We start from the raw sequence: 23,632 nt of genomic DNA, 5'->3' as shown, positions 1-23,632 counted from the left end.
TGTGATCAAGGTCTGTCTGCGCTGTTTATTTCATCATGTCCGGGTACAGGAAGGGTAGGAATCCGGTTTGCATTGCGGTATCTTCTCGGCCGTTTTTCCGGTCGGGGAGCGGTAATGCTTTGCCGGGAGAGAGCCGGTATACCTATGTGAAGCATGGCGGGTATAAAACAATAACGCTTTGATACCGGCGTAAAAAGGATCTATTGAAGACAGAGGTTATATGGCAAATACAGAAAAACAGGACAAGCTCCACCGTGGGCTGGAAGCGCGACATATCGAGCTTATCGCGCTGGGCGGCACCATCGGCGTGGGCTTGTTCATGGGGGCGGCCAGCGCCCTGAAATGGGCCGGGCCGTCCGTGCTGCTGGCTTATATCGTGGCTGGCATTTTTGTGTTCTTCATCATGCGGTCGATGGGGGAAATGCTGTTTTTGGAGCCGGTGACCGGTTCGTTCGCGGTTTACGCCCACAATTACCTGAGTCCGTTCTTCGGCTATCTCACGGCGTGGGGTTACTGGTTCATGTGGATGGCGGTCGGCATTTCGGAAATTACCGCCATCGGCGTGTATGTGCAGTACTGGTTCCCGACCTTGCCGCAGTGGATTCCGGCGATCGGCGCGGTTGCGCTGGTGGCGGCGGCCAATCTGGCGGCGGTACGGCTGTATGGTGAAATCGAGTTCTGGTTCTCGATGATCAAGATCACCACCATTGTGGTGATGATTGTGGTGGGCGTCGGCATCATTTTCTTCGGCATCGGCAACCACGGTCAGTCCACCGGTTTTGTTAACCTGACCGAACACGGCGGTTTCCTGGCCGGCGGCTGGAAAGGACTGCTGTTTGCGCTCTGTCTGGTCGTGGCCTCCTATCAGGGGGTGGAGCTGGTCGGCATTACCGCCGGTGAAGCCCGTAATCCGCAGGTGACGCTGAAACGGGCAATCAACAATATTCTGTGGCGTATCCTGATTTTCTATGTCGGCGCCATTTTCGTGATTGTGACCATTTTCCCGTGGAATGAGATCGGTACGTCCGGTAGCCCGTTCGTGCTGACTTTCGCCAAAATCGGCATTACCGCCGCGGCGGGCATCATCAACTTCGTGGTGCTGACGGCGGCGCTGTCGGGTTGCAACAGCGGCATGTACAGCTGCGGGCGTATGCTCTATTCGCTGGCCAACAACCGCCAGTTGCCAGCGGCGCTGGGACGGGTGACGGCGGGCGGCGTGCCGGCTGTTGGGGTGACGGTGTCCATCCTGTGTCTGGTGGCCGGCTCGGCGCTGAATTACATTATCCCCAATCCGGAGAAAGTGTTCGTGTACGTGTACAGCGCCAGCGTGCTGCCGGGTATGATTCCCTGGTTTGTGGTGCTGATAAGCCAGCTGCGTTTCCGTCAGCAGCATCAGGCGGCGCTCGCCAGCCATCCGTTTAAGTCGATCCTGTTCCCGTGGGTGAACTACCTGACGATGGCGTTTCTGGTCTGCGTGCTGGTCGGGATGTACATCAACGAAGACACGCGCATGTCGCTGGTGGTCGGCGGTATTTTCCTGGCTGCGGTCAGCCTGTTTTACGTTGCGCTGGGGCTAGGTAAAAAACAGCCGGAAATGCAAACGGAAACCGAGTAATCGCGGCTAACTGCGGGTGGTGACGGCGGATTGAACCGGGTTTTGACCGCAAATGAGCAAAGCATAAGCAAACGCATCATTTCTGTGAAAAAGCACTGGACAGGCCTATATTAAATCCGTACTATCCCCACCCGCAACGGCGCTACGCGCCCGTAGCTCAGCTGGATAGAGCGCTGCCCTCCGGAGGCAGAGGTCTCAGGTTCGAATCCTGTCGGGCGCGCCATTAAATTGGGCGCGGGAGCTGCGGAGGTACTTATTACCCCGTAAATTGAGTACCGGAATACGTAGTAAAGCAGTGGTATATGGTGGCTATAGCTCAGTTGGTAGAGCCCTGGATTGTGATTCCAGTTGTCGTGGGTTCGAGTCCCATTAGCCACCCCAAATTTTAAAGTTTGTGATATGCGAAGGTGGCGGAATTGGTAGACGCGCTAGCTTCAGGTGTTAGTGTCCTTCGGACGTGAGGGTTCAAGTCCCTCTCTTCGCACCACACAAACAATGATAGTTGTGTACGTGTTCTAAATCGGGATCGGCGAGTAGCGCAGCTTGGTAGCGCAACTGGTTTGGGACCAGTGGGTCGGAGGTTCGAATCCTCTCTCGCCGACCATCCTATTCTTAAGAAGCGGCAGTCCATTTGGACTGCCGTTTTTTTTATGGCTTTTCCCGCCTGATTTGCTTTCTACACCCGACTGGTGTATCTCCTTAATTGAATTTTTATTCGTTTTATTTGCATTTAAATGGAGATTTAATATGTCGGTCATCGATCCGGTTGAAAAACAGTTTGCCGCCTACAACGCCCACGATCTGGACGCCTTTGCCGCCTGTTTCCATGAGGATTTCCGGGCTTACCGCATGCCATCCGAAACACCGTCCATGCTGGGCAAAGCCGCGCTGGAAACCTTCTATCGCGACCATCGGTTCAATAACCCGGCGTTGCGTGCCGAACTGCTATCCCGCACGGTGTTGGGCAACCATGTTTTTGATCATGAAAAGATTTACGGCATTGAACCCGAACCGATCGAAAGTATTGCGGTGTTTGAAGTCAAAGACGGATTGATTACGACGGCATGGTTCTATTTTGCGTAATTATGCGAATACGGCGATGGTTGCCGCGTATAAACAAAGAACAGACCGCTGAGGCGGTCTTTTTTACCGTAGCCATCCGCCGGAACCACGGCCCTATACCGTGCCGTATGCGAGTGACGCAGTTTGTACATCTGCATTGGGTACAAGACAGCCTAAATAGTAACCCGACAGAAATTAGACGGATTGCATCGTTTCGGATGAAGTAATTGTGAGCGAAATCATAAAACAATAAAGAATATCTTAGATCGATCGGGTATATAGGCGGGAATATCGCCAGTGATATAGTCGCCAACAAACAACAGCGTCGTCTTGACCCGCCTCTCTTTCCCCCATTATTACAATGTAAACGAGTGAGTTATGGCATCACATCTGATTGATTTTCTTCTTATTGGAAATAACTTTGGCACACCAGAAATGCGCGCCGTATGGTCAGAGCAGAATCGCCTGACCCGCCAGGTTGACGTGGAAATCGCGTTGGCGCTGGCAGAAGGCGATCTGGGTGTCATCCCGCAGGACGCGGCCAGCACCATTGCTTCCCACGCCAACGCCAGCGCACTGAATATTGAAGAGATCGCCCAGGATGCGGTGCGCATGAAGCATTCCCTGATGCCGACCATCGCCGCCATCCAGAAACAGTGCGGCGAAGCCGGCGAATACATCCATTACGGCGTGACCACGCAGGATGTGGTGGATACCGCCACGGTATTGCAGCTGCGTCAGGCATTCGACATTGTGGTGCGCGACACCCGTCTGGTGGCTATCGAACTGAAACGACTGGCGAAGAAACACCAGCATACGCTGATGACCGGTCGTACCCACGGCATGCAGGCGTTGCCGACCACCTTTGGTTTCAAGCTGGCGGTATGGCTGGACGAGTTTGTGCGCCACCTGCAACGCCTGAATGAAATCCGCGATCGGGTGTTGGTAGGCAACATCAACGGCGCCATCGGTACCTACGCCTCTTTTGGCGAGCTGGGGCCGGAAATCGAACGCCACACCCTGACCCGTCTGGGTCTGAATACCCCGAATATCGGCTGGCAGTCCGCCCGTGACCGTTTCTCGGAATACGCGTCGGTGGCGGTGCTGATCAGCGGTACGCTCGGTAAGATCGGCAACGAGCTGTACAACCTGATGCGTACCGAAATCAACGAAATCGAAGAACCGTTCTCCGAAGGGAAGATCGGTTCCACCACCATGCCGCACAAGCGCAATCCGGCCGCGCTGGAAGGGCTGGCCAGCCTGACGGCGCCGCTGTTCAAGAGCGCCGCTCTGATCCATGAATCGATGAAAGTCGAACACGAGCGTGACGCCATGAGCTGGCGTGCGGAGTGGATCGCGTTGCCGGAAATCAACATCTATCTGTCGGCGCAGTTGCAGAACGCGCTTGGCATCCTGCGCGGTATGTCGGTGAACGAAAAGCAGATGCGCGCCAATCTTGATTTGCAAAACGGCCTGTTGCTGTCGGAAAAGGTGATGTTTGAAATCGGCAAGCTGCTCGGCAAGCAGACGGCCCATCACCTGGTGTACGAGTGCTCAATGGCGGCATTTGAGCAGAACCGCGAGTTCAAAGCGCTGCTGCTGGAGCATCCGGTTCTGTCGCAGCACCTGACGGCGAATGCGCTGGATGCCTGGCTGGATCCGGCGAACTATGTCGGCAGCGCGCCGCAGAAAGTCGATGAGGTTATCCGGTACGCGGATGGCACCGGCCTGCTGGCCGAGTGACGGGAGACGCCATGAGTACCGTATTTCGTCAGGCTACGTCTGCGGACGATGAAGCGTTTCTGGCGCTGGCGCTGGCCGCTTATGCGCCGGTGCGCGAGCTGGGCATCAAGTTTGACGCCGCCTACGCCGACATCGACATGGTGCGCCGTCATCTGCGCAGCAACGGCGTGTATGTGATGGAGAAAGACGGGCGTCTGGCCGCGTCGGTCACTATTCGTTATCCGTGGGGGCCGAATCCCGGTCCGTACGGGTTGCCGCACATCGGTTGGTTCGCCACTCATCCGGACTTCAAACAACAGGGACTGGGCAAACAGATGCTGGACTGGCTGGAGCAGGCGGTGCTGCAAGAGCAGTTAAAAGCGCCCGCCGTGACGCTGGGCACCGCCAAACAGCATCCCTGGTTGCTGGATATGTACCGAAAATATGGCTTTCAGGAAGTCGGCCAGGCGGATTTAGGGAAAGGACACCTCACGATTTACATGCGAAAAGTCCTGGATCAGGACCTTTATCATCACTGGGAAAAGAAACACCCCTAAGAGGCGTTATTCGATGACTATGAAAAAAATTATCCTCCCTGTATTAGCTTTGTCTGCGGTCATTCTGGCGGCAGGTTGCGATTCTCAGAACAGCGGTGAGAAGGTGCTGCGCATCGGCGCCACCGGGCAGAGCTACCCGAGTTCGTTCAAACAGGACAACAAGCTGGTCGGGTTTGATGTGGAAGTAGCGGAAACCATCGCCAAGGATCTGAATTATAAGGTTGAATGGGTGACGGCGGATTTCAGCGGCCTGATGGGGCAACTGGAAGCCAGCAAGCTGGACACCATCGCCAACGTGGTGGCGATTACCCCGGCGCGCCAGGAGAAATACAGCTTCTCCCAGCCATACAGCTACTACGGCAGCCAGATCGTCACGCATAAAGACAACGCCAACATCAATACGCTGGATGACCTGAAAGGCAAAACCGTGGCGGGCGTGTTGGGTTCCAACCACGTCAACAACCTGAAAAAAGCCTTTGCCGACGGCAGCGTCAACATTCGTACCTATGAAACCCGCGATGGCGCCATGAGCGATGCGCTGGCCAAACGCGTTGAAGGTTACATCAACTCCCGCCCGATCCTGCTGGCGGAAATCAACAAGCGCAACCTGCCGTTCAAGCTGGTGGGTGAGCCGCTGGTGGTGGAGCAGGTTGGGTTCCCGTTCCATAAAGATCAGAAAGGCGACGAACTGCGTAAGAAGTTTGATGACGAACTGAACAAAATGCGCAGTGATGGCCGACTGAAAGCCCTGTCCGTCAAATATTTCGGCGAGGACATTACGGCGGGTAAATAACCCTGCCTGCTCGCTCAACTCCTGTGACGCCAGCCTGATTTGCGGCTGGCGTCAGTGTTAATGGTATGGCCCATGAATATCGATCTTTCCTACCTGCTGAAAGTTTTTCCCCAGGTGTTGATGTACTTGCCCACCACGCTGTTGCTGGCGGTGGTGTCGATGCTGTTTGCCATCGTGCTGGGACTGGTGCTGGCGCTGGTTCGCGAGAGCCGGTTCGTTGTGGTGACGAAACTGGTGGAACTGTATATCTCGCTGTTTCGCGGTATTCCATCGCTGGTTCAGTTGTTCATCATCTATTTCGGGTTGCCGCAGCTGTTTCCATCGCTTAACGGCCTGTCCGCCATGACGGCGGCGATTATCGGCTTTAGCCTGAAAAACTCGGCTTATATGGCGGAGATCTTCCGGGCGGCGCTGGCGTCGGTGGATTTCGGGCAAACGGAAGCCGGCCTGTCGGTAGGGATGAACAAGGCACAGATTTACCGCCGCATCGTGTTGCCGCAGGCGATGCTCAATGCGCTGCCTGCTACCGGCAACACCTTTATTTCGCTGATCAAAGACACCTCGGTGGCCTTTGCGCTCGGTGTCTCGGAACTGTTTGCCGAAGGCAAGATGATCGCCGCCGAATCGCTGCGCTTCTTCGAAACCTTCCTGGTGGTGGGGCTGATTTACTGGCTGCTCATCATGGTTTACTCCTGGTTGCAGTCGCAACTGGAGAAGAAACTGAGCCATTCACGGCAGCGTTAAGGAGCCGACATGATTAGCGTAAAAAATCTGACTAAACGTTTTGGCGACCAGGTGGTGCTGAACAACATCAGTCTGGATATCGCCCAGGGCGAGGTGGTGGCAATCATCGGGCCGTCCGGCTCAGGCAAGTCCACCCTGCTGCGTTGCCTGAATCTGCTGGAAAAGCCAGAGTCCGGCACCATTACCATCGGCGATCAGTCGCTGGATACCAGCCGTTATACCGGCAAGGAAGAGTATGCGCTTAGACGTCAGACGGCGATGGTGTTCCAGAATTACAACCTGTTCAAGAACAAGACCGCGCTGGAAAACATCACCGAAGCCCTGATTGTGGTGAAGAAGATGCCGAAAAAGCAGGCGGACGAGATTGGGCTGTCGCTGCTGGAGCTGGTGGGGCTGCTGCCGCAGGCGCATCAGTACCCGGTGACGCTGTCCGGCGGCCAACAGCAGCGCGTTAGCATTGCCCGTGCGCTGGCGGTGGATCCGAAGGCGATTCTGTTTGATGAGCCGACCTCGGCGCTTGATCCGGAACGCGTGCATGAAGTGCTGCAGGTTATCCAGAAACTGGCGGGGCAGAACACCACCATGGTGATCGTGACCCATGAGATGCAGTTCGCCAAAGAGGTGGCGGACCGGGTGATCTTCATGGCCGACGGGCACATCGTGGAACAAGGGCCGGCGGAGAAAGTGATCAGTTTCTCCGACAACCCGCAGACCCGCCGCTTCCTGCGACAGCTGACTAACATTCAGGAACCATCAGAGTTCGATATCTGATCGATAACGTATTCACCTGCAGGCTCGACTCGTCGGGCCGCCCTGTCAGACAGGGCTGAAAAAAAGAGGAGTGACCTTACATGAAAGTGCATGCCCAGCATGAGCCGTTGGCACAGTTTATTCAGGCGTTCCGGCACGATCTGCATCAGCATCCGGAGCTGTCTAATCAGGAGTTTGAAACCACGCGGAAAATTCGCGCCGTGCTGGAAAAAGAGGGGATTCGCATCCTTGACCTGCCGTTGAAAACCGGTCTGGTGGCGGAAGTAGGCGGTCTACAGGACGGCCCGCTGGTGGTGGTGCGATCCGACATCGACGCCCTGCCGATTGAAGAAGAGTCCGGCGTCGAATTCAGTTCGAAAAATACCGGTGTGATGCACGCCTGCGGGCATGATTTCCATTCTTCGGCGGCGCTGGGTGCGGCGATTCTGCTCAAACGTATCGAGCCGGAGCTGAAAGGTACCGTGCGTATTCTGTTTCAGGCGGCCGAAGAAACCGGGCTGGGTGCGCCGGAAGTGATCGCAGTCGGCGCGCTGGACGGCGCGACCGCTATTTTTGGCATTCATAACGACCCAACGCTGCCGGTCGGCGTAATTGGCGGTAAAGACGGCGCGCTGACCGCCGGGGTGGACCGTTTTGAAATCAAGATTGCCGCTAAAGGCTGTCACGCCGCCAAACCGCACGAAGGTAATGATCCGATCATTATTCTGGGGCAGCTGATTTCCGCGGTGCAGACCATTATTAGCCGCACCGTGCCGTCCGATAATAATGCGGTGGTGTCGATCACTCAGGTACATAGCGGCAGCACCTGGAACGTCATTCCGGATACCGCCTACGTAGAAGGAACGGTGCGTACCTTCAGTCAGGCGGTACGCGACCTGATTGAACAGCGTTTCCGCCAGATTGTGGCCGGTATCGCCAGCACCTTTGGCGCGGAAATCGAGTTTATCTGGCACGCCGGGCCGCCATCGGTGGTGAACACGCCGCGCTGGGTGGATTTTGCGCTGCAGGTCGCTGATGACGAAGGGTTTGAGGCGCGTCGCGTCGAAGCCAGCCCCATCGGCGAAGATTTTGCGTTCTACCAGCAGAAGCTGCCGGGCACCTTTATGATGGTAGGCTCCGGCGGCCCTTACGCGCTGCATCACCCCAAATTCCGGGTGGATGATAGTGCGCTGTTCCCCACCGCGCACTATCTGTATCAGCTGGCGAAGCAGAGCCTGGAACAGCTGTCGCAGACCGCCTGATTACCCGTCAGCATCCTATCCATGACAACGGCCACGGTTATCCGTGGCCGTTTGGTTTGAGTCGTCAGCGAAAGGCGACTTGTGGCTTTTCGGCGACAGTTCGGGTGTATTCGTGTCGTCAAAGAGAGACATATAACTGGTTGAATTTTAAAGAATATAAACGGCGGTGTTGGTAGCGTCTCTGATTAGCGACAGTATTGGTGAGGAATGCCTGATTTTTCAGCAGGTTAGTTATGCGGGAATTAAGCAGTGATTTGTATTTAATTACTTATTTATCAATGAGTAGCATTTTTTATTCTGGTTTTCTGTGAAGTTGGCATCATTCATGCTTTATTAGAGGTGTAGATGCTCATTCCACCTTCTATGCTTGCTTCGGCTTCATAAACCTGGGAATGACGCAGAGCCATTTACGGTGCCTAACGTCCGATTATTGATGAAGTGCTGCTTCATCGCTGTTGGACGTAACGTTGAGTGGGGCACCTTAAAGTTGTCTTTCAGACCTGATTTTTATTGCACGCTTGTCGCTGGTCGGCAAGCGTTTTTTTTCGCCATTATTCTGCTAAATCATAGCGTTATCAGATCGTGTTATCAGGGAGAGAAGACCGGCGCTGGAGCGCGCCGGTTCGGGCCGGTCAGGCGTCGTGGGGCGATTGTAGCGTCAATAACAAACCGTCACGCCGCATGCGGGCCGCGTCTTCAGGGCGCTTCAGGCGATCAAACGCGTCGGCGCACCAGGCGTAGTCATAGGCGTCCGGTCGCAGCGCCAGTGCGGCGGAGAAGGCATCGCTGGCCTGTTGCCATTCACCATGCTTCGCCAGTAACTGCCCCAGCGTACTGTGCAACAGCGCATCATCGCTGTGCTGTTTCAGACGCTGACGCAACAGTTTTTCCAGCGGTTCCGGCTGGCCGGCATTGAGCCGGGGGATCAGCTGCACCAGCCGGTAGTCAAACTGCTGCTTCAGCCCGTCGACAATGATGTCCTGTGCGGTGACGTGGTCGTCACACACAATCAGCCGTTCGGCCATTGCCACCTGCATTGGCAGCGCCTGACGCACTTTACGCGGCTGATTTTTCCACCATTGTTTCAACCCTTCGCTGCCGCCTTCCGCCATGGCCTGATCCATCAGGCCGATGGTGGCGCGCTGTTGCAATTCATCCAGATGGGATTCGTCATGCAGGCGGGTTTTACGCATGGCGGGCAGGATATCCAGCAACGCATTGTAGGCGTGGGTACGCAGGAATGCCTGTTCCGCCAGGCGCAGGACTTCCGGGTGGCGCGGCGCCACTTCCAGCAAACGGTCTACGCCGTGGCGGGCGGCGTGGTCTTCGTTACGGGCCAGTTGAATGCGCACGCGGGTGATATCCACCGGCAACTGATGAGTGTCGGCGATTTCCGCCGCCCGCTCCAGATATTGCCGGGTACGGAACTCGTCGCCGCGCTGCTGGGCTGCTTCCGCCGCCAGCAGGTAGTTCACCATCGGCTGCTCCGCGTGGTCGGCATTGCGGGTCAGCAGTTTTTCCACCTGCAGATAGTCGCCTTCGGTCAGTTTCAACAGCGCGGCTTTGGTCTGCTGACGCGCCCGGGTGCGTTTACGGCCGATGAACCAGCCGCGGGTACGGGCGCCGGTGCGGAACACTCGCCGCAGCAGCCATTCCACCGCCAGAAACGCCAGCAGAAACAACACCAGCATGATCACCAGCCCGGTGACGCTGGTTTCAATGTTGTAATTGTCGGTCTGAATCAGCACGTAACCCTGATGGCCGGCCAGCATCGGCCCCACCACAATGCCGGCGATCAGCACCACAAACAGCAGAAATACCTTCAGCATGTTCAGCCCTCCTGTGGTTTGGCGGATGGCTGCGCCAGCAGGTTACGGACTCGGGTTTGCATCAGTTTGTCCAGCAGCGGCTGGCTTTGCAGTTCATTCGGTACATCCATTGCTACCGACTGCTGACTCAGTGCGTCCAACTGGTCCAGAAACGCTTTGGTGGTCGGATCGCTTTCGTCAAAGTAGGCGCGTATCCAGGTCGCCGCCGTTTCCAGCGACTGCCGGTAGGTTTCGTTCTGGTGGCGCGGTACCGCCTGTGCGGCGACCAGCAGGCGCGAGCGGATGTTTTCGCGCAGATACACATCCTGATTCGGCGCCAACAGCGGCTCGGCGCTGTCGTCGCGGCGACGAATGGTGATGAAGTCCGACAGGAAGTTGTGCCAGCTCTTGCTCAGGTTCTGCCGCCATTCGCTCAGTGAGGCCGACAACGTCGAGTCGCTTTCTTCCATCGGCGCTTCGTCGGTGTCGGTATCGGCCAGCCGCAGGTTGTCCACCTGATCCGCCAACTGGTTCACTTTAAGGATGATGCCGTCGAAATCGATCTGACTGACGCCGGCCAGCATGCCGATATCGTGAGTGATGGCCCGGCGCACGTCGATCAGGCTGGGGTCGTTCATGTCCGCCAGACTGGCGTCGGCGCTTTTGAGCAAGGCGCCGGCGGCGGTGACGTCTTTATCGCTCCACAGCTTGCGCCCGGCCTGTTTTACCAGAAAATCAGCCTGCGCCAGCAGCCAGGTTTTGGAGTCGCTGTTGGCGAGCGTAGCCAGTTTTTCCTGCATTTCGCCAGCCTGCCGGGTCAGGGTCGCCAGCCGTTGCTCATCGGCGCTCAGGGCTTTGGCCTGCTGGTCCAGCGTCTGTTGCCACTGCTGCTGCGCCTGTGATTGCTGTTTTTGCAGCGCAGCGAGTTGCTCCTGCAATTGGGTCAGGGCGGTACTCTGACGCGTCATCTGCTGGTGGGCGTAATAATAGACGCCGCCGCTCAGCGCCAGCGAAACCACGATGGCGATGGCGCCCAGCACAAGACCGTGGCGCGACGCACCGGAGGAGGGCGGCGATTTTTGCGGAGATGTGGGTTCAGCCCGTTCGACCACCTCTTCGGAGGGCGTTGAGGAGGTAATGTGTTCCGTCATATGAGTACATCCTATGATCAGGGTAATGGTAATTGTCCGGGTTACTATCTGGTTAGTTTACTATCTGGTTAGTTGTGTAACGGTATCAGTTGCATAACGACATCCGCTGCGTTATTGCAGCGCCCGCATCAGCGCATCGTTATCCGCGTTATCGGCGATCCGAATGTCACGCCAGCCCAGTTCGCGGGCCATTTCGGCCAGACGCTCGCTGACGACGACGACCCGGCAACCCGGTAGCCAGGTAGTTCGATAATAATCAGGCACTAAAGTATAGAACTGTTGCAGCATTTCTCCGCTGGTGATCACCAGCGTATCGATACCGAGATGTTGCCAGCGCTGGCATTGTTCCGCGCCGTCGTAAACCACCGGATTGCGTTGATAGCACTCGCAGTAACGCACCTGCGCGCCGCGCTGCTGCAAGGTATCGCCCAGCAGTTCCCGGCCGCCGTTGCCGCGCAGCAGCAACGCCTGTTTGCCCGCTACCTGCTGTAGCGCCGGCGACTGCAATAATGTTTCGCTGGTCGCGCGCTCCGGCGGGTAGAGCACTGGCAAACCGCTGACGGTATGCAGCGCCAGCCCGGTGGAGCGCCCCACCGCAAAATAGGTGAGCGTTTTGGGCCAGCCGGTTCCGGCGCGTGATAGCGCCGGGTCAGCGTATTCCACAACCTGCTGCGACAGGGCGAAGATCAGATCGCCGGGGCGTAGCGCTTGCAGCATGGTGGGCAGTTGCGGCAATTCGCTGCCCGGAGAAAATTCGATTAATGGACTGTGGTAGGCCTGCAGGCCTGCCATTCTGAGACGGGCTACCAACTGCTCACCCGCAGGAGAGGGACGGGTAACCAGAATCGTCATGACGAGGCTGCTCCATAAACGGATTGCAGGATGTCGCGTGCGCCGCGTTCAAGCAGTTCGTCCGCCAGGGCGATGCCAAGCTGTTCGGCATCCTGACGCAGCCCACGACGTTCCGCGTAAATAATGCGACTGCCGTCCGGCGCGCCCACCAGCGCACGCAGCCACAGCGTGTCGCCGTCCTGCAGTTCGGCGTAGCTGCCGATCGGAACCTGACAACCGCCTTCCAGCCGGGTATTCATGGCGCGCTCGGCCAGTACGCGCGTTGCGGTATCGTCGTGGTTCAGCGGCGCCAGCAGCGCGCGGGTTCGGGCATCGTCCAGCCGGCACTCCACGCCGACCGCGCCCTGACCGACCGCCGGCAGCGATTGCTCCGGACTAAGCGCGGTACGGATACGATCTTCCAGACCAAGGCGTTTTAGCCCCGCGACCGCCAGAATGATGGCGTCGTAGTCGCCGTTATCCAGTTTGGACAGGCGGGTGCCGACGTTGCCGCGCAGATCGCGGACCACCAGATCCGGGCGATGGGCGCGCAATTGGCACTGGCGGCGCAGGCTGGAGGTGCCGACGCAGGCGCCGACAGGCAGATCATCCAGCGTGGCGTAATGGTTGGAGACAAAGGCATCACGCGGGTCGTCGCGCTCGCAGATGGTGACCAGCCCCAGACCTTCGGGGAATTCGACCGGCACATCCTTCATTGAGTGCACCGCGATATCGGCACGGTTTTCCAGCAGCGCCAGTTCCAGTTCTTTGACAAACAATCCCTTGCCGCCCACTTTGGCCAGCGGCGTATCCAGCAGCACATCGCCGCGGGTGACCATCGGTACCAGTTCTACCCGCAAGCCGGGGTGGCAGGCTTCGAGTCGTTGCTGAACAAAATGGGCCTGCCACAGCGCCAGCGGGCTCTGTCGGGTGGCGATTCTTAGAATAGTGTCTACCATGCTTGATACCGTTCTGATCCTTTCTTTCCATCGTACCATTGAAGGCGAGCCGGTGTCAGTTGCCCGGCCGTCGTGATGAGGGAAGGGAACGACAAAACCCCGTCGGGGGATAGCCGGGCGCGGCAAAAACGGCGATAATATGTTCAACGCTGAAGCATCAATAAACAAATCTGACTTTCTTTAGTTTCTTTACGCCCTTTCAGCAAGGTGTTAAATTGATCACGTTTCCAGCAATAATCTGCCCGCCATTCTTCTAATATCTATTCTGGACAGGTTGGGGAAACAACGGCTTCTTTATAGGCACTGGGATAAGCAGGCGAAACGTCTTGTACTTCTACATCGAGACACTGAAGCAAAGACTGGATGCGATCAACCAACTGCGTGTGGATCGTGCTCTGGAAGCAATGAAACCCGCTTTTCAGCAGGTTTACAGTCTTTTGCCAGTTTTATTACATCATCATCACCCGTTGATGCCTGGCTATCTGGAAGGCAAGGTTCCGCACGGCATTTGTCTTTTCTCCCCCGATGAAAAACAGCAGCACTACCTCGACGGCGTGGAATTGCGCTGGGGCGAGCTGTCTGTGCCGGATCGCAAGGGCGAACTGCCGATCACCGGCGTCTACTCCATGGGCAGCACCTCGTCCATCGGGCAGAGCTGTACTTCTGATCTCGATATCTGGGTCTGCCATCAATCCTGGCTGGACAGCGAAGAGCGCCAGCGGCTGCAGCAGAAATGTTCGCTGTTGGAAAAATGGGCGGCCGGGCAAGGTGTCGACGTCAGTTTCTTCCTGATGGATGAAAACCGCTTCCGCCATAACGAGAGCGGCAGCCTCGGCGGCGAGGATTGCGGCTCCACTCAGCATATCCTGCTGCTGGACGAATTTTACCGCACCGCGGTGCGCATGGCGGGCAAGCGCATTCTGTGGAACATGGTGCCGGTGGAAGAGGAAGCCAATTATGATGAATTCGTGCTTTCCCTGTATGCCCGCGGCGCGCTGGCGCCGAACGAATGGCTGGATTTGGGCGGGCTGAGCGCGCTGTCGGCGGAAGAGTACTTTGGCGCCAGCCTGTGGCAGCTGTATAAAAGCATCGACTCGCCCTACAAGGCGGTGCTGAAAACCCTGTTGCTGGAAGCCTACTCCTGGGAATATCCCAATACCCGTCTGCTGTCGAGCGAGATCAAAGCGCGTCTGCATAAAGGCGAGATCGTGTCTTTCGGGTTGGACCCTTATTGCATGATGCTGGAGCGCGTCACCCAGTATTTGAACGCAATCAATGACCAGACCCGGCTGGATCTGGTGCGTCGCTGCTTCTACCTCAAAGTGTGTGAAAAGCTCTCCCGCGAGCGCGCCTGTACCGCCTGGCGCCGCCAAATCCTGACGCAACTGGTGCAGGCATGGGGATGGAGCGACGAACGGCTGGTGATGCTGGACAATCGCGCCAACTGGAAAATTGGGCAGGTGCGCGAAGCGCATAACGAGCTGCTGGATGCGATGATGCAGAGCTATCGCAACCTGATCCGTTTCGCCCGCCGCAATAATCTGAGCGTCAGCGCCAGCCCGCAGGATATCGGGGTGCTGACCCGCAAACTGTATGCCGCTTTCGAGGCGTTGCCGGGCAAGGTTACGTTGGTTAACCCGCAGATTTCGCCCGACCTGTCGGAAACGAATCTGACCTTTATTTATGTTCCGGCGGGACGCGCTAATCGATCCGGCTGGTATCTGTACAATCAGGCGCCGTCGATGGACGCCATCATCAGCCATCAGCCGCTGGAATATAACCGCTATCTCAACAAGCTGGTGGCCTGGGCCTATTTCAACGGCCTGCTGACATCGTCCACCCGCCTGCACATCAAAGGGCATGAGTTGTGCGATATCGCCCGGCTGCAGGAACTGGTGTCGGATGTGTCCAGCCACTTCCCGCTGCGGGTGGCGGCTCCCACGCCGAAAGCGCTGTATAGCCCGTGCGAGATTCGTCATCTGGCGATTATCGTCAATCTGGAGCATGACCCGACGGCGACGTTCCGCAATCAGGTGGTGCACTTCGATTTCCGTCAGTTGGACGTCTTTAGCTTCGGCCAGCAGCAGCAGTGTCTGGTCGGCAGTATCGATTTGCTGTACCGCAATTCCTGGAATGAAGTGCGTACTCTGCATTTCAGCGGCGAACAGGCGATGCTGGAAGCGCTGAAAACCATTCTTGGCAAAATGCATCAGGACGCGGCGCTGCCGGAGTCGCTGGAAGTGTTCTGCTACAGCCAGCATCTGCGCGGGTTGATCCGGACCCGGGTGCAGCAACTGGTGTCCGAATGTATTGAACTGCGTCTGTCCAGCACCCGTCAGGAGCCAGGCCGTTTCAAAGCGGTGAAAGTCGCGGGCGAGACCTGGGGATTATTCTTCGAACGCCTGAGCGTATCGGCCCAGAAACTGGAAAACGCGGTGGAGTTCTACGGCGCGATTTCCAACAACAAGCTGCAGGGGCTGCCGGTTCAGGTGGAAACCAACCATATCCATCTGCCTCCGGTGGTGGACGGCGTCGCCAGCGAGGGAATTATCCAGTTCTTCTTTGAGGATCAACAGGATAATCAGGGATTCAATATCTATATTCTGGACGAGTCGAACCGGGTGGAAGTCTATCACCATTGCGAAGGCAGCAAGGAAGAACTGGTGCGCGACGTCAGCCGTTTCTATTCCTCGTCGCACGACCGCTTTACCTACGGCTCCAGCTTCATCAATTTCAATCTGCCGCAGTTCTATCAGATTGTTCAGTTGGACGGCCGCACGCAGGTAATCCCGTTCCGCAGCAGCGCGCTGTCTCATCTGTGCGTCACGCCATCGTCTGAAGACAAGAAGAATCTGGTGCTGAGCCAGCGCTTGCAGATGCTCTGATTCCAGAGCGGGAAATCCAGGATGAATGACAGTTGGGGCTAACCGCCCCAATCTGCTTTAGCCGAAATGGCAGTCTTTTTTAATCGAAATAAACGTCTTCGCCGCTCTGTTCCGAGCAGGCCTGCGCCAGCAGCGCCATGAAATCGCTGCCGCTGCGGTCGCAAATCCAACGGCCATTCTGATAGTCGAAGTGATAGCCGCCGCCTTTGGTCGCCAGCCACACCTGATGCATCGGCTCCTGCCGGTTAATCACGATCTTGCTGCCGTTCTCAAAACTCAGCGTCATCACGCCGCCATTAGTTTCGTAATCGATATCCGCATCGCCATCAAATCGATCCAGCGTTTCTTCCACCTTCAGCATCAGCGCGTCGGCCAATTGATGAAACTCGCTATCGTTCATATTCGATTCCTATTGATTTTCATGATCCACCTGCGATTATAGAGAGCATAGGTATCTGAATGACAGGTTTTAACGAAATGAAAACACTTTTTCGTCAGGGCGCGCTGGCATTGCTGGTGATGTCACTGGCTGGTTGTGGTTTGAAAGGCCCGCTTTATTTTCCGCCAGAGCAACCGGCTCCGGTTAAAAAAACGCAGCAGCAAAACACCCAGGCTCCGCAAGCATCGTCCGCCCGGCAGTAGCCGTCGCGGTACGCAGGGTGATTGAGGGTAATCTCGCGGGTCGCGACAGGGTCTCTGCCGCACCCGTTTAACGCAGCGGGGTCAGGAAATGCAGTTCTCCAAAATGCACGGTCTGGGCAATGATTTCATGGTTGTCGATGCCGTGACGCAAAATGTCTACTTTTCACCGGAGCTGATCCGTCGACTGTCGGACCGGCATTGCGGGGTGGGATTCGATCAGTTATTGATCGTTGAACCGCCCTACGATCCCGAACTGGATTTTCATTACCGAATTTTCAATGCGGACGGCAGCGAAGTGGCGCAGTGTGGTAATGGCGCTCGCTGCTTTGCCCGTTTCGTACGCCTGAAAGGGTTGACCAACAAGCGTGAGATCAACGTCAGCACCCATAACGGTCGTATGGTGTTGTCGGTGACGGAAGACGAGCTGGTGCAGGTGAATATGGGTGAACCCAACTTCGAACCGCAGCAGGTGCCGTTCCGCGCCGCTAAGCCGGAAAAAACCTATATTTTTCGTGCCGACGAGCACACGGTGCTGTGCGGCGTGGTGTCGATGGGCAACCCGCATTGCGTGATTCAGGTGGACAATGTGGATACTGCGCCGGTAGAGACGCTCGGGCCGCTGCTGGAAAGCCACGAACGTTTTCCGGAACGCGCCAACGTCGGTTTTATGCAGGTGGTTAACTCCGGCCTGATCCGGTTGCGGGTGTTCGAGCGCGGCGCGGGTGAAACCCAGGCCTGCGGTAGCGGCGCCTGCGGCGCGGTGGCGGTGGGGATTCAGCAGGGGCTGCTGGCGGCGGATGTCAAAGTGCAACTGCCGGGCGGCGAACTTGAGATTCACTGGGACGGTCCCGGCCACCCGCTGTTTATGACCGGCCCGGCTACGCATGTTTATGATGGGTTTATGCATCTATGAAGAACGTGGAAGAGCAGGCTGAACGTCAGGCGCTGACTGACGATCTGGTGTTGCAGTACCTGCGCCAGCACCCTGACTTTTTCATTCGCCATTCTCACCAGACTGAAACCATGCGCATTCCGCATCCGGTGCGTGGCAGCGTGTCGCTGGTGGAGTGGCAACTCGCCCGCCAGCGCCAGCGCATTCAGTATCTGGAAGAAGAGATCGCCTTGCTGACGGAACAGGCTACCCGCAACGAGGAACTGTTCAGCCAGCTATTGCAATTGCAGATGGCGCTCTCTACCGCCGCGTCGTTGCAGGAATTGCTCGACAGGCTGCACCGCTGGGCGCGCAAACTGGGGCTGTCGGGTGCGGCTATCCGTTTGTTTACCGATCGCTGGCGTATCGGCGCGCCTTCCGATTTTACCCATCTGGCGCTTAACCGTACGGTGTTTGAGCCGCTGCGTATCCAGCGGCTGGGCGAACGGCATCATTATCTTGGGACGCTGAACGGCCCCGAACTGCTGCTGTTGTTGCCGCAGGCGCGCCATGTCGGCTCGGTGGCGCTGTCGCTGATGGGAAAAAACGGCGATCTGGGATTGCTGATTTTCAGCAGCCGCGACAGCCACCACTATCAGGACGGCATGGGCACCGATCTGTTGCAACATCTGGCGACGATTATCCCGGTATTGCTGGAGCGATGGATTGAACGCCTATGAACCCCGATTCCCCCCTGTCGGCGCCGGCCGAAGCCTTTCTGCGTTACCTGCGGGTTGAGCGGCAACTGAGTCCGCTGACGCAAAGCAGCTATGCCCATCAGTTACAGGTGATTATCGACATGTTGTCGGCGTCCGGCGTTGCCGACTGGCAGGCGCTGGATGCTGCCGGCGTGCGAGCGGTGGTGGCGCGCAGCAAGCGCGACGGGCTGAACGCCGCCAGTCTGGCGCAGCGTCTGTCGGCGTTACGCAGCTTTCTTGACTGGCTGGTTGGCCGCGGCGAACTCAAGGCCAACCCTGCCCGCGGCGTGCCGGCGCCGAAAGCGGGTCGGCATCTGCCCAAAAACATGGATGTGGATGAAATGAGCCGCCTGCTGGATATCGACCTCAGCGATCCGCTGGCGGTGCGCGATCGCGCCATGCTGGAAGTGATGTACGGCGCCGGGCTGCGTCTGGCGGAACTGGTCGGGCTGGACTGCGGTCACGTCGATCTGGACAGCGGCGAAGTATGGGTGATGGGGAAAGGCAGTAAAGAACGCAAGCTGCCGATCGGTGCGACCGCCGTTACCTGGCTACGGAATTGGCTGTCGGTGCGGGATATTTACGCGCCGGAAGACGACGCGATATTCATCTCCAGCCTCGGTAAGCGCATTTCAATGCGCAACGTACAGAAGCGCTTTGCCGAATGGGGCGTCAAACAGGGCGTGAACAGCCATGTTCATCCGCACAAGTTGCGGCATTCGTTTGCCACCCACATGCTGGAATCCAGCGGCGACCTGCGCGCGGTGCAGGAACTGCTGGGCCATGCTAACCTCTCCACCACCCAGATCTATACCCACCTGGACTTTCAACATCTGGCATCGGTGTACGATGCCGCGCACCCACGCGCCAGACGAGGTAAATCCTGATGTATTTTTATCGCCCGCTTGGTCGGATTGAGGCCATCACGTTCGATTTGGACGATACCCTGTACGACAACTATGAGGTTATCCGGCGAACGGAGCTGGAGTCGTTGCGGTTTTTGCAGAACTATCACCTTGGGTTGCGGGCGTTTACCAGCGAAGGATTGCGTCAGCTACGGCAGGAACTGCTGGCGCAGGAGCCGGAGGTTTATCACGACGTCACGCACTGGCGTTGGCGTTCCGTACATCTGGCGATGACCCGGGTGGGGATGTCGCCGGACGAGGCGGCCGCCGGTGCGGACGCAGTGATGGCGGAATTCGCCCGCTGGCGCAGCCGTATCGCCGTGCCGCAGGAAACCCACGATACATTACGCGCGCTGGGGCAACGCTGGCCGCTGGTGGCGATCACCAACGGCAATGCCGATCCGCACGCCTGCGGTCTTGGCGATTATTTCCGGTTTATTTTGCGCGCCGGTCCGGATGGCCGCTCAAAGCCCTGGCATGATATGTATCAACTGGCCGCCGAACGGCTGAATTTACCGTTGCATAACCTGCTGCATGTGGGGGATGATCTGACCACCGACGTGGCCGGCGCCATTCGCAGCGGCGTACAATCCTGCTGGATTAATCTGCGTGACGGCAACCTGATGCAGATTCACGATTCCCGGCTGCTGCCGCATGTGGAAATTTTCAGCTTGGCATCGCTCACCACGTTGCTATAATTCTGCTATTTTTACTGTATAGATAACCAGTGGAATTTGTCTCCGATCCGGAGGCCGGGTTCCTCTTTGACGGATAACCGACGCCTATGGACGTATCTGACCTGCTCGACAGTCTGAATGATAAACAGCGTGACGCCGTGGCGGCGGCGCGCAGCAACATGCTGGTACTGGCTGGCGCAGGCAGTGGCAAAACCCGCGTGCTGGTTCATCGCATCGCCTGGTTGCTGACGGTGGAAAACTGTTCGCCTTATTCGATCATGGCGGTGACCTTCACCAACAAGGCGGCGGCGGAAATGCGCCACCGTATCGATCAACTGCTCGGCACCAGTCAGGGCGGGATGTGGATCGGCACGTTCCACGGACTGGCGCATCGTCTGCTGCGCGCGCACCATCTGGATGCCGGCTTGCCGCAGGATTTCCAGATTCTGGACAGCGAAGATCAACTGCGGCTGCTCAAACGTCTGATCAAGGCGCTGAATCTGGATGAGAAGCAGTGGCCGCCCCGTCAGGCGATGTGGTACATCAACGGCAAGAAAGACGAAGGGCTGCGGCCGCAGCACATCGACAGCTACGGCAACCCGGTGGAGCAGACCTGGCTGCGCATCTATCAGGCTTATCAGGAAGCGTGCGATCGCGCCGGGCTGGTGGATTTCGCCGAATTGCTGCTGCGCGCCCACGAATTGTGGCTCAACAAACCGCATATCCTGCAGCATTACCGCGACCGTTTTAACAACATTCTGGTGGACGAGTTTCAGGATACCAACCGTATCCAGTACGCCTGGATTCGCCTGCTGGCCGGCGACAGCGCCAAAGTGATGATCGTCGGCGACGATGACCAGTCGATCTACGGCTGGCGCGGAGCGCAGGTGGAGAACATCCAGCACTTCCTGCGCGATTTCAGCGACGTAGCCACCATCCGTCTGGAGCAGAATTACCGTTCCACCGCCAACATCCTCAATGCCGCCAACGCGCTGATTGCCCACAACGGCGACCGGCTGGGCAAGAACCTGTGGACCGATGGCATCGAGGGCGAACCGATTTCGCTGTATTGCGCCTTTAACGAACTGGACGAAGCGCGGTTTGTGGTCAGCCGCATCAAGGTGTGGCAGGAAGCGGGCGGCGCGCTCAGCGAATGCGCCATTCTTTATCGCAGCAACGCCCAGTCGCGTGTACTGGAAGAAGCGTTGTTGCAGCAAAGCCTGCCGTACCGGATTTATGGCGGCATGCGCTTCTTCGAACGACAGGAAATCAAGGATGCGCTGTCTTATCTGCGGTTGATGACCAACCGCAACGATGACGCCGCCTTTGAGCGTGTGGTCAATACGCCGACGCGCGGCATCGGCGATCGCACGCTGGACGTGGTGCGCCAGACGGCGCGCGACCGCCAGTTGACGTTGTGGCAGGCCACGCGCGCGTTATTGCAGGAAAAAGTACTGGCCGGGCGCGCCGCCGCCGCGCTGCAACGTTTTCTGGAGCTGGTGGATGCGCTCGCCAGCGATACCGCCGATTTACCGCTGCATGTGCAGACCGACCGGGTGATCCGCGATTCCGGATTGTGGAGCATGTACGAGCAGGAAAAAGGCGAGAAGGGTCAGGCGCGGGTGGAAAACCTGGAAGAACTGGTGACGGCGACCCGCCAGTTCAGCTATCAGGACGAAGATCAGGACTTGCTGCCGCTGCAGGCGTTTTTGTCTCATGCCGCGCTGGAAGCCGGCGAAGGGCAGGCGGACGCCTATCAGGACGCGGTGCAATTGATGACGCTGCACTCCGCCAAAGGGCTGGAGTTCCCGCAGGTATTCGTCGTCGGCATGGAAGAGGGGATGTTCCCCAGCCAGATGTCGCTGGATGAAGGCGGCCGTCTGGAAGAAGAACGCCGGCTGGCCTACGTTGGCGTGACGCGCGCCATGCAGAAACTGACGCTGACCTACGCCGAAAGCCGCCGTCTGTACGGCAAGGAAACCTATCACCGTCCGTCGCGTTTTATCGGCGAACTGCCGCCGGAGTGCGTGGAAGAGGTACGGCTGCGCGCCAGCGTCTCGCGCCCGGTCAATCATCAGCGGCTGGGGACGCCAATAAGCCAGAGCGATAGCGGTTATAAGCTGGGGCAACGGGTGCGCCATGCCAAATTCGGCGAAGGCACCATTGTTAATGTGGAAGGCAGCGGCGATCACTGCCGGATCCAGGTGGCGTTTGCCGGTCAGGGCATCAAATGGCTGGTGGCCGCGTATGCCCGTTTGGATACGGTATAACGCGTTCATGCCGTGATGGGAGCGGTGTTCAGTCTGAGTTCACTGGATGTTACGGTTGGACACAGACTAATCATCTGTTTGTATGTTGACAGCCTTTTTCATCTCGGCGTAACATGCGCCCATCATTATTCCCGGAGGACCCACGCCTTGGACACACCCAGTCGATACTGGCTCAATAACCTACTGATTAGGTACCACTTCTAAGGCTATCTTCCCCGAGCTGATAGCCTTAGCGGTTGTCAGCGATATTGTTTGTCGCATCGAGTCAGCACCGTCTCACGGCCTGAAACCTGATGGTGACTTTTCCACCCTGTTTCTGTGTTTCAATCGCGTTTTGTCCCTCTTTGTTACATTTTGGGAGCATGGCTTATGCTGAGCGCATTCAAACTCGATAACTGCCGTTTAACTCGCCTGGAACTGGATGAAAGCAACGACCTGACCACCTCGCTATGGGTGGATTTGGTCGAGCCGGACGTCGAAGAGCGAGATTTGGTGCAGAATCAGCTGGGGCAAAGCCTGGCGACCCGACCGGAACTGGAAGACATTGAGGCATCGGCCCGTTTTTTCGAAGATGAAGACGGCCTGCACATTCACTCCTTTTTCTTTTATGAAGACGCGGACGACCACGCCGGCAACTCCACGGTGGCGTTCACCATTCGCGATGGCCGTTTGTATACGCTGCGCGAGCGCGAACTGCCGGCTTTCCGTCTTTACCGCATGCGCGCCCGCGCTCAGACGCTGGTCGACGGCAACGCCTACGAACTGCTGCTCGATCTGTTTGAAACCAAAATCGAGCAGCTGGCGGACGAAATCGAAAACATCTACAGCGATTTGGAATCCTTAAGCCGGGTGATCATGGACGGCCGTCAGGGCGACGAATATGACGACGCGCTATCGACGCTGGCGGAGCAGGAAGATATCGGCTGGAAAGTACGGCTGTGTCTGATGGATACCCAGCGCGCGCTCAACTTCCTGGTGCGCCGCGCCCGGTTGCCGAGCAGTCAGTTGGAACAGGCGCGCGAGATCCTGCGCGACATCGAATCCCTGTTGCCGCACAATGAATCGCTGTTCCAGAAGGTCAACTTCCTGATGCAGGCGGCGATGGGTTTCATCAACATCGAGCAGAACCGCATTATCAAAATCTTCTCGGTGGTATCAGTGGTATTCCTGCCGCCGACGCTGGTGGCGTCCAGCTATGGCATGAACTTCGAATTCATGCCGGAACTGAAATGGGCCTATGGCTATCCGGGCGCGATGCTGTTGATGCTGCTGGCCGGTCTGGCCCCGTACCTGTATTTCAAACGCCGCAACTGGCTGTAACGCCAACGCCCTTTTCTCCGACAGGCGACTCGTTGCCCGCAAGGCCGACG

The 23,632-nt window shown here is 57.4% G+C and carries 21 protein-coding genes and 4 tRNA genes; 20 read left to right on the top strand and 5 right to left on the bottom strand.

What is annotated here, in order from left to right; genetic code table 11:
• Positions 1–220: 220 nt before the first annotated feature.
• From CPA59_RS21225 to CPA59_RS21170, 12 genes are all read left to right on the top strand, one after another.
• Complete coding sequence (locus CPA59_RS21225; RefSeq protein ID WP_038920503.1) at positions 221–1,615, top strand: amino acid permease; 1,395 nt, start codon at positions 221–223, stop codon at positions 1,613–1,615.
• A gap of 146 nt (positions 1,616–1,761) precedes the next feature.
• A tRNA-Arg gene (locus tag CPA59_RS21220) sits at positions 1,762–1,838 on the top strand.
• Positions 1,839–1,920: 82 nt separating this feature from the next.
• Positions 1,921–1,996: transfer RNA gene (locus CPA59_RS21215), tRNA-His, on the top strand.
• 20 nt (positions 1,997–2,016) lie between these two features.
• Positions 2,017–2,102 (top strand) — tRNA-Leu (locus CPA59_RS21210).
• A gap of 40 nt (positions 2,103–2,142) precedes the next feature.
• A tRNA-Pro gene (locus CPA59_RS21205) sits at positions 2,143–2,219 on the top strand.
• Positions 2,220–2,362: 143 nt separating this feature from the next.
• Positions 2,363–2,698: a nuclear transport factor 2 family protein gene (locus CPA59_RS21200; RefSeq protein ID WP_100850274.1), complete on the top strand. Its 336-nt coding sequence runs from the start codon at positions 2,363–2,365 to the stop codon at positions 2,696–2,698.
• Positions 2,699–3,055: 357 nt separating this feature from the next.
• The gene (gene purB, locus CPA59_RS21195) at positions 3,056–4,420 is read left to right on the top strand and encodes an adenylosuccinate lyase (RefSeq protein WP_107760656.1); all 1,365 of its coding nucleotides are present in this window, start codon (positions 3,056–3,058) and stop codon (positions 4,418–4,420) included.
• An 11-nt stretch (positions 4,421–4,431) separates the two neighbouring features.
• On the top strand, positions 4,432–4,956 hold the full coding sequence (locus CPA59_RS21190) for a GNAT family N-acetyltransferase (RefSeq protein ID WP_100850273.1): 525 nt from the start codon (positions 4,432–4,434) through the stop codon (positions 4,954–4,956).
• Between the two features lie 13 nt (positions 4,957–4,969).
• Positions 4,970–5,749, top strand: coding sequence for an amino acid ABC transporter substrate-binding protein (locus tag CPA59_RS21185; protein WP_038920498.1), 780 nt, complete (start codon positions 4,970–4,972; stop codon positions 5,747–5,749).
• Positions 5,750–5,821: 72 nt separating this feature from the next.
• Positions 5,822–6,493, top strand: coding sequence for an amino acid ABC transporter permease (locus CPA59_RS21180; RefSeq protein ID WP_038664688.1), 672 nt, complete (start codon positions 5,822–5,824; stop codon positions 6,491–6,493).
• Positions 6,494–6,502: 9 nt separating this feature from the next.
• Positions 6,503–7,264 (top strand): amino acid ABC transporter ATP-binding protein, encoded by a 762-nt coding sequence (locus tag CPA59_RS21175; protein WP_038920497.1) that lies wholly within the window; start codon positions 6,503–6,505, stop codon positions 7,262–7,264.
• Between the two features lie 80 nt (positions 7,265–7,344).
• A complete protein-coding gene (locus tag CPA59_RS21170; RefSeq protein ID WP_038920496.1) occupies positions 7,345–8,505 on the top strand; it encodes a M20 peptidase aminoacylase family protein in 1,161 nt (386 codons plus the stop codon).
• A gap of 632 nt (positions 8,506–9,137) precedes the next feature.
• Here CPA59_RS21170 and hemY read toward each other — a convergent pair.
• The 4 genes from hemY to hemC all read right to left on the bottom strand — a co-directional run bounded on the left by hemY (position 9,138) and on the right by hemC (position 13,254).
• Positions 9,138–10,334 (bottom strand): protoheme IX biogenesis protein HemY, encoded by a 1,197-nt coding sequence (gene hemY / locus CPA59_RS21165; protein ID WP_107760655.1) that lies wholly within the window; start codon positions 10,332–10,334, stop codon positions 9,138–9,140.
• A 2-nt stretch (positions 10,335–10,336) separates the two neighbouring features.
• A complete protein-coding gene (hemX, locus tag CPA59_RS21160) occupies positions 10,337–11,464 on the bottom strand; it encodes a uroporphyrinogen-III C-methyltransferase (RefSeq protein WP_107760654.1) in 1,128 nt (375 codons plus the stop codon).
• Between the two features lie 111 nt (positions 11,465–11,575).
• Positions 11,576–12,316, bottom strand: coding sequence for a uroporphyrinogen-III synthase (gene hemD, locus CPA59_RS21155; protein ID WP_049854261.1), 741 nt, complete (start codon positions 12,314–12,316; stop codon positions 11,576–11,578).
• Positions 12,313–13,254, bottom strand: coding sequence for a hydroxymethylbilane synthase (gene hemC, locus CPA59_RS21150; RefSeq protein ID WP_049854260.1), 942 nt, complete (start codon positions 13,252–13,254; stop codon positions 12,313–12,315). The genes hemD and hemC overlap by 4 nt, the downstream gene beginning before the upstream one ends.
• Before the next feature lie 326 nt (positions 13,255–13,580).
• On the opposite strand from hemC, the gene CPA59_RS21145 reads away from it, so the two are divergent.
• On the top strand, positions 13,581–16,139 hold the full coding sequence (locus CPA59_RS21145; protein ID WP_038920490.1) for a class I adenylate cyclase: 2,559 nt from the start codon (positions 13,581–13,583) through the stop codon (positions 16,137–16,139).
• Positions 16,140–16,218: 79 nt separating this feature from the next.
• Here CPA59_RS21145 and cyaY read toward each other — a convergent pair whose 3' ends face one another.
• Positions 16,219–16,539 carry an iron donor protein CyaY gene (cyaY, locus tag CPA59_RS21140; protein WP_038664732.1) on the bottom strand — a complete coding sequence of 107 codons (321 nt, stop codon included), beginning with the start codon at positions 16,537–16,539 and terminating at the stop codon, positions 16,219–16,221.
• 77 nt (positions 16,540–16,616) lie between these two features.
• Between cyaY and CPA59_RS21135 the strand changes: the two genes are divergently transcribed.
• The 7 genes from CPA59_RS21135 to corA all read left to right on the top strand — a co-directional run bounded on the left by CPA59_RS21135 (position 16,617) and on the right by corA (position 23,582).
• Entirely contained in the window at positions 16,617–16,781 is a 165-nt protein-coding gene (locus tag CPA59_RS21135) for a lipoprotein (RefSeq protein ID WP_303313299.1), read from the top strand.
• A gap of 88 nt (positions 16,782–16,869) precedes the next feature.
• On the top strand, positions 16,870–17,694 hold the full coding sequence (gene dapF / locus CPA59_RS21130; RefSeq protein WP_107760653.1) for a diaminopimelate epimerase: 825 nt from the start codon (positions 16,870–16,872) through the stop codon (positions 17,692–17,694).
• Positions 17,691–18,392 carry a DUF484 domain-containing protein gene (locus CPA59_RS21125; RefSeq protein WP_038920488.1) on the top strand — a complete coding sequence of 234 codons (702 nt, stop codon included), beginning with the start codon at positions 17,691–17,693 and terminating at the stop codon, positions 18,390–18,392. The genes dapF and CPA59_RS21125 overlap by 4 nt, the downstream gene beginning before the upstream one ends.
• On the top strand, positions 18,389–19,297 hold the full coding sequence (gene xerC / locus CPA59_RS21120) for a tyrosine recombinase XerC (RefSeq protein ID WP_107760651.1): 909 nt from the start codon (positions 18,389–18,391) through the stop codon (positions 19,295–19,297). The genes CPA59_RS21125 and xerC overlap by 4 nt, the downstream gene beginning before the upstream one ends.
• Positions 19,297–20,013 carry a 5-amino-6-(5-phospho-D-ribitylamino)uracil phosphatase YigB gene (gene yigB, locus CPA59_RS21115; protein WP_107760650.1) on the top strand — a complete coding sequence of 239 codons (717 nt, stop codon included), beginning with the start codon at positions 19,297–19,299 and terminating at the stop codon, positions 20,011–20,013. Before xerC ends, yigB begins: the two co-directional genes overlap by 1 nt.
• A gap of 86 nt (positions 20,014–20,099) precedes the next feature.
• A complete protein-coding gene (uvrD, locus tag CPA59_RS21110; protein ID WP_038664747.1) occupies positions 20,100–22,262 on the top strand; it encodes a DNA helicase II in 2,163 nt (720 codons plus the stop codon).
• Between the two features lie 369 nt (positions 22,263–22,631).
• Positions 22,632–23,582, top strand: a complete 951-nt coding sequence (gene corA, locus CPA59_RS21105; RefSeq protein WP_022635229.1) for a magnesium/cobalt transporter CorA — start codon at positions 22,632–22,634, stop codon at positions 23,580–23,582.
• Positions 23,583–23,632 lie beyond the last annotated feature (50 nt).

Source organism: Dickeya sp. Secpp 1600, from assembly GCF_003049805.1.
In the GTDB taxonomy this organism is placed as follows: Bacteria; Pseudomonadota; Gammaproteobacteria; order Enterobacterales; family Enterobacteriaceae; genus Dickeya; species Dickeya fangzhongdai.
This window is presented reverse-complemented; position numbering and strand designations above follow the sequence as displayed.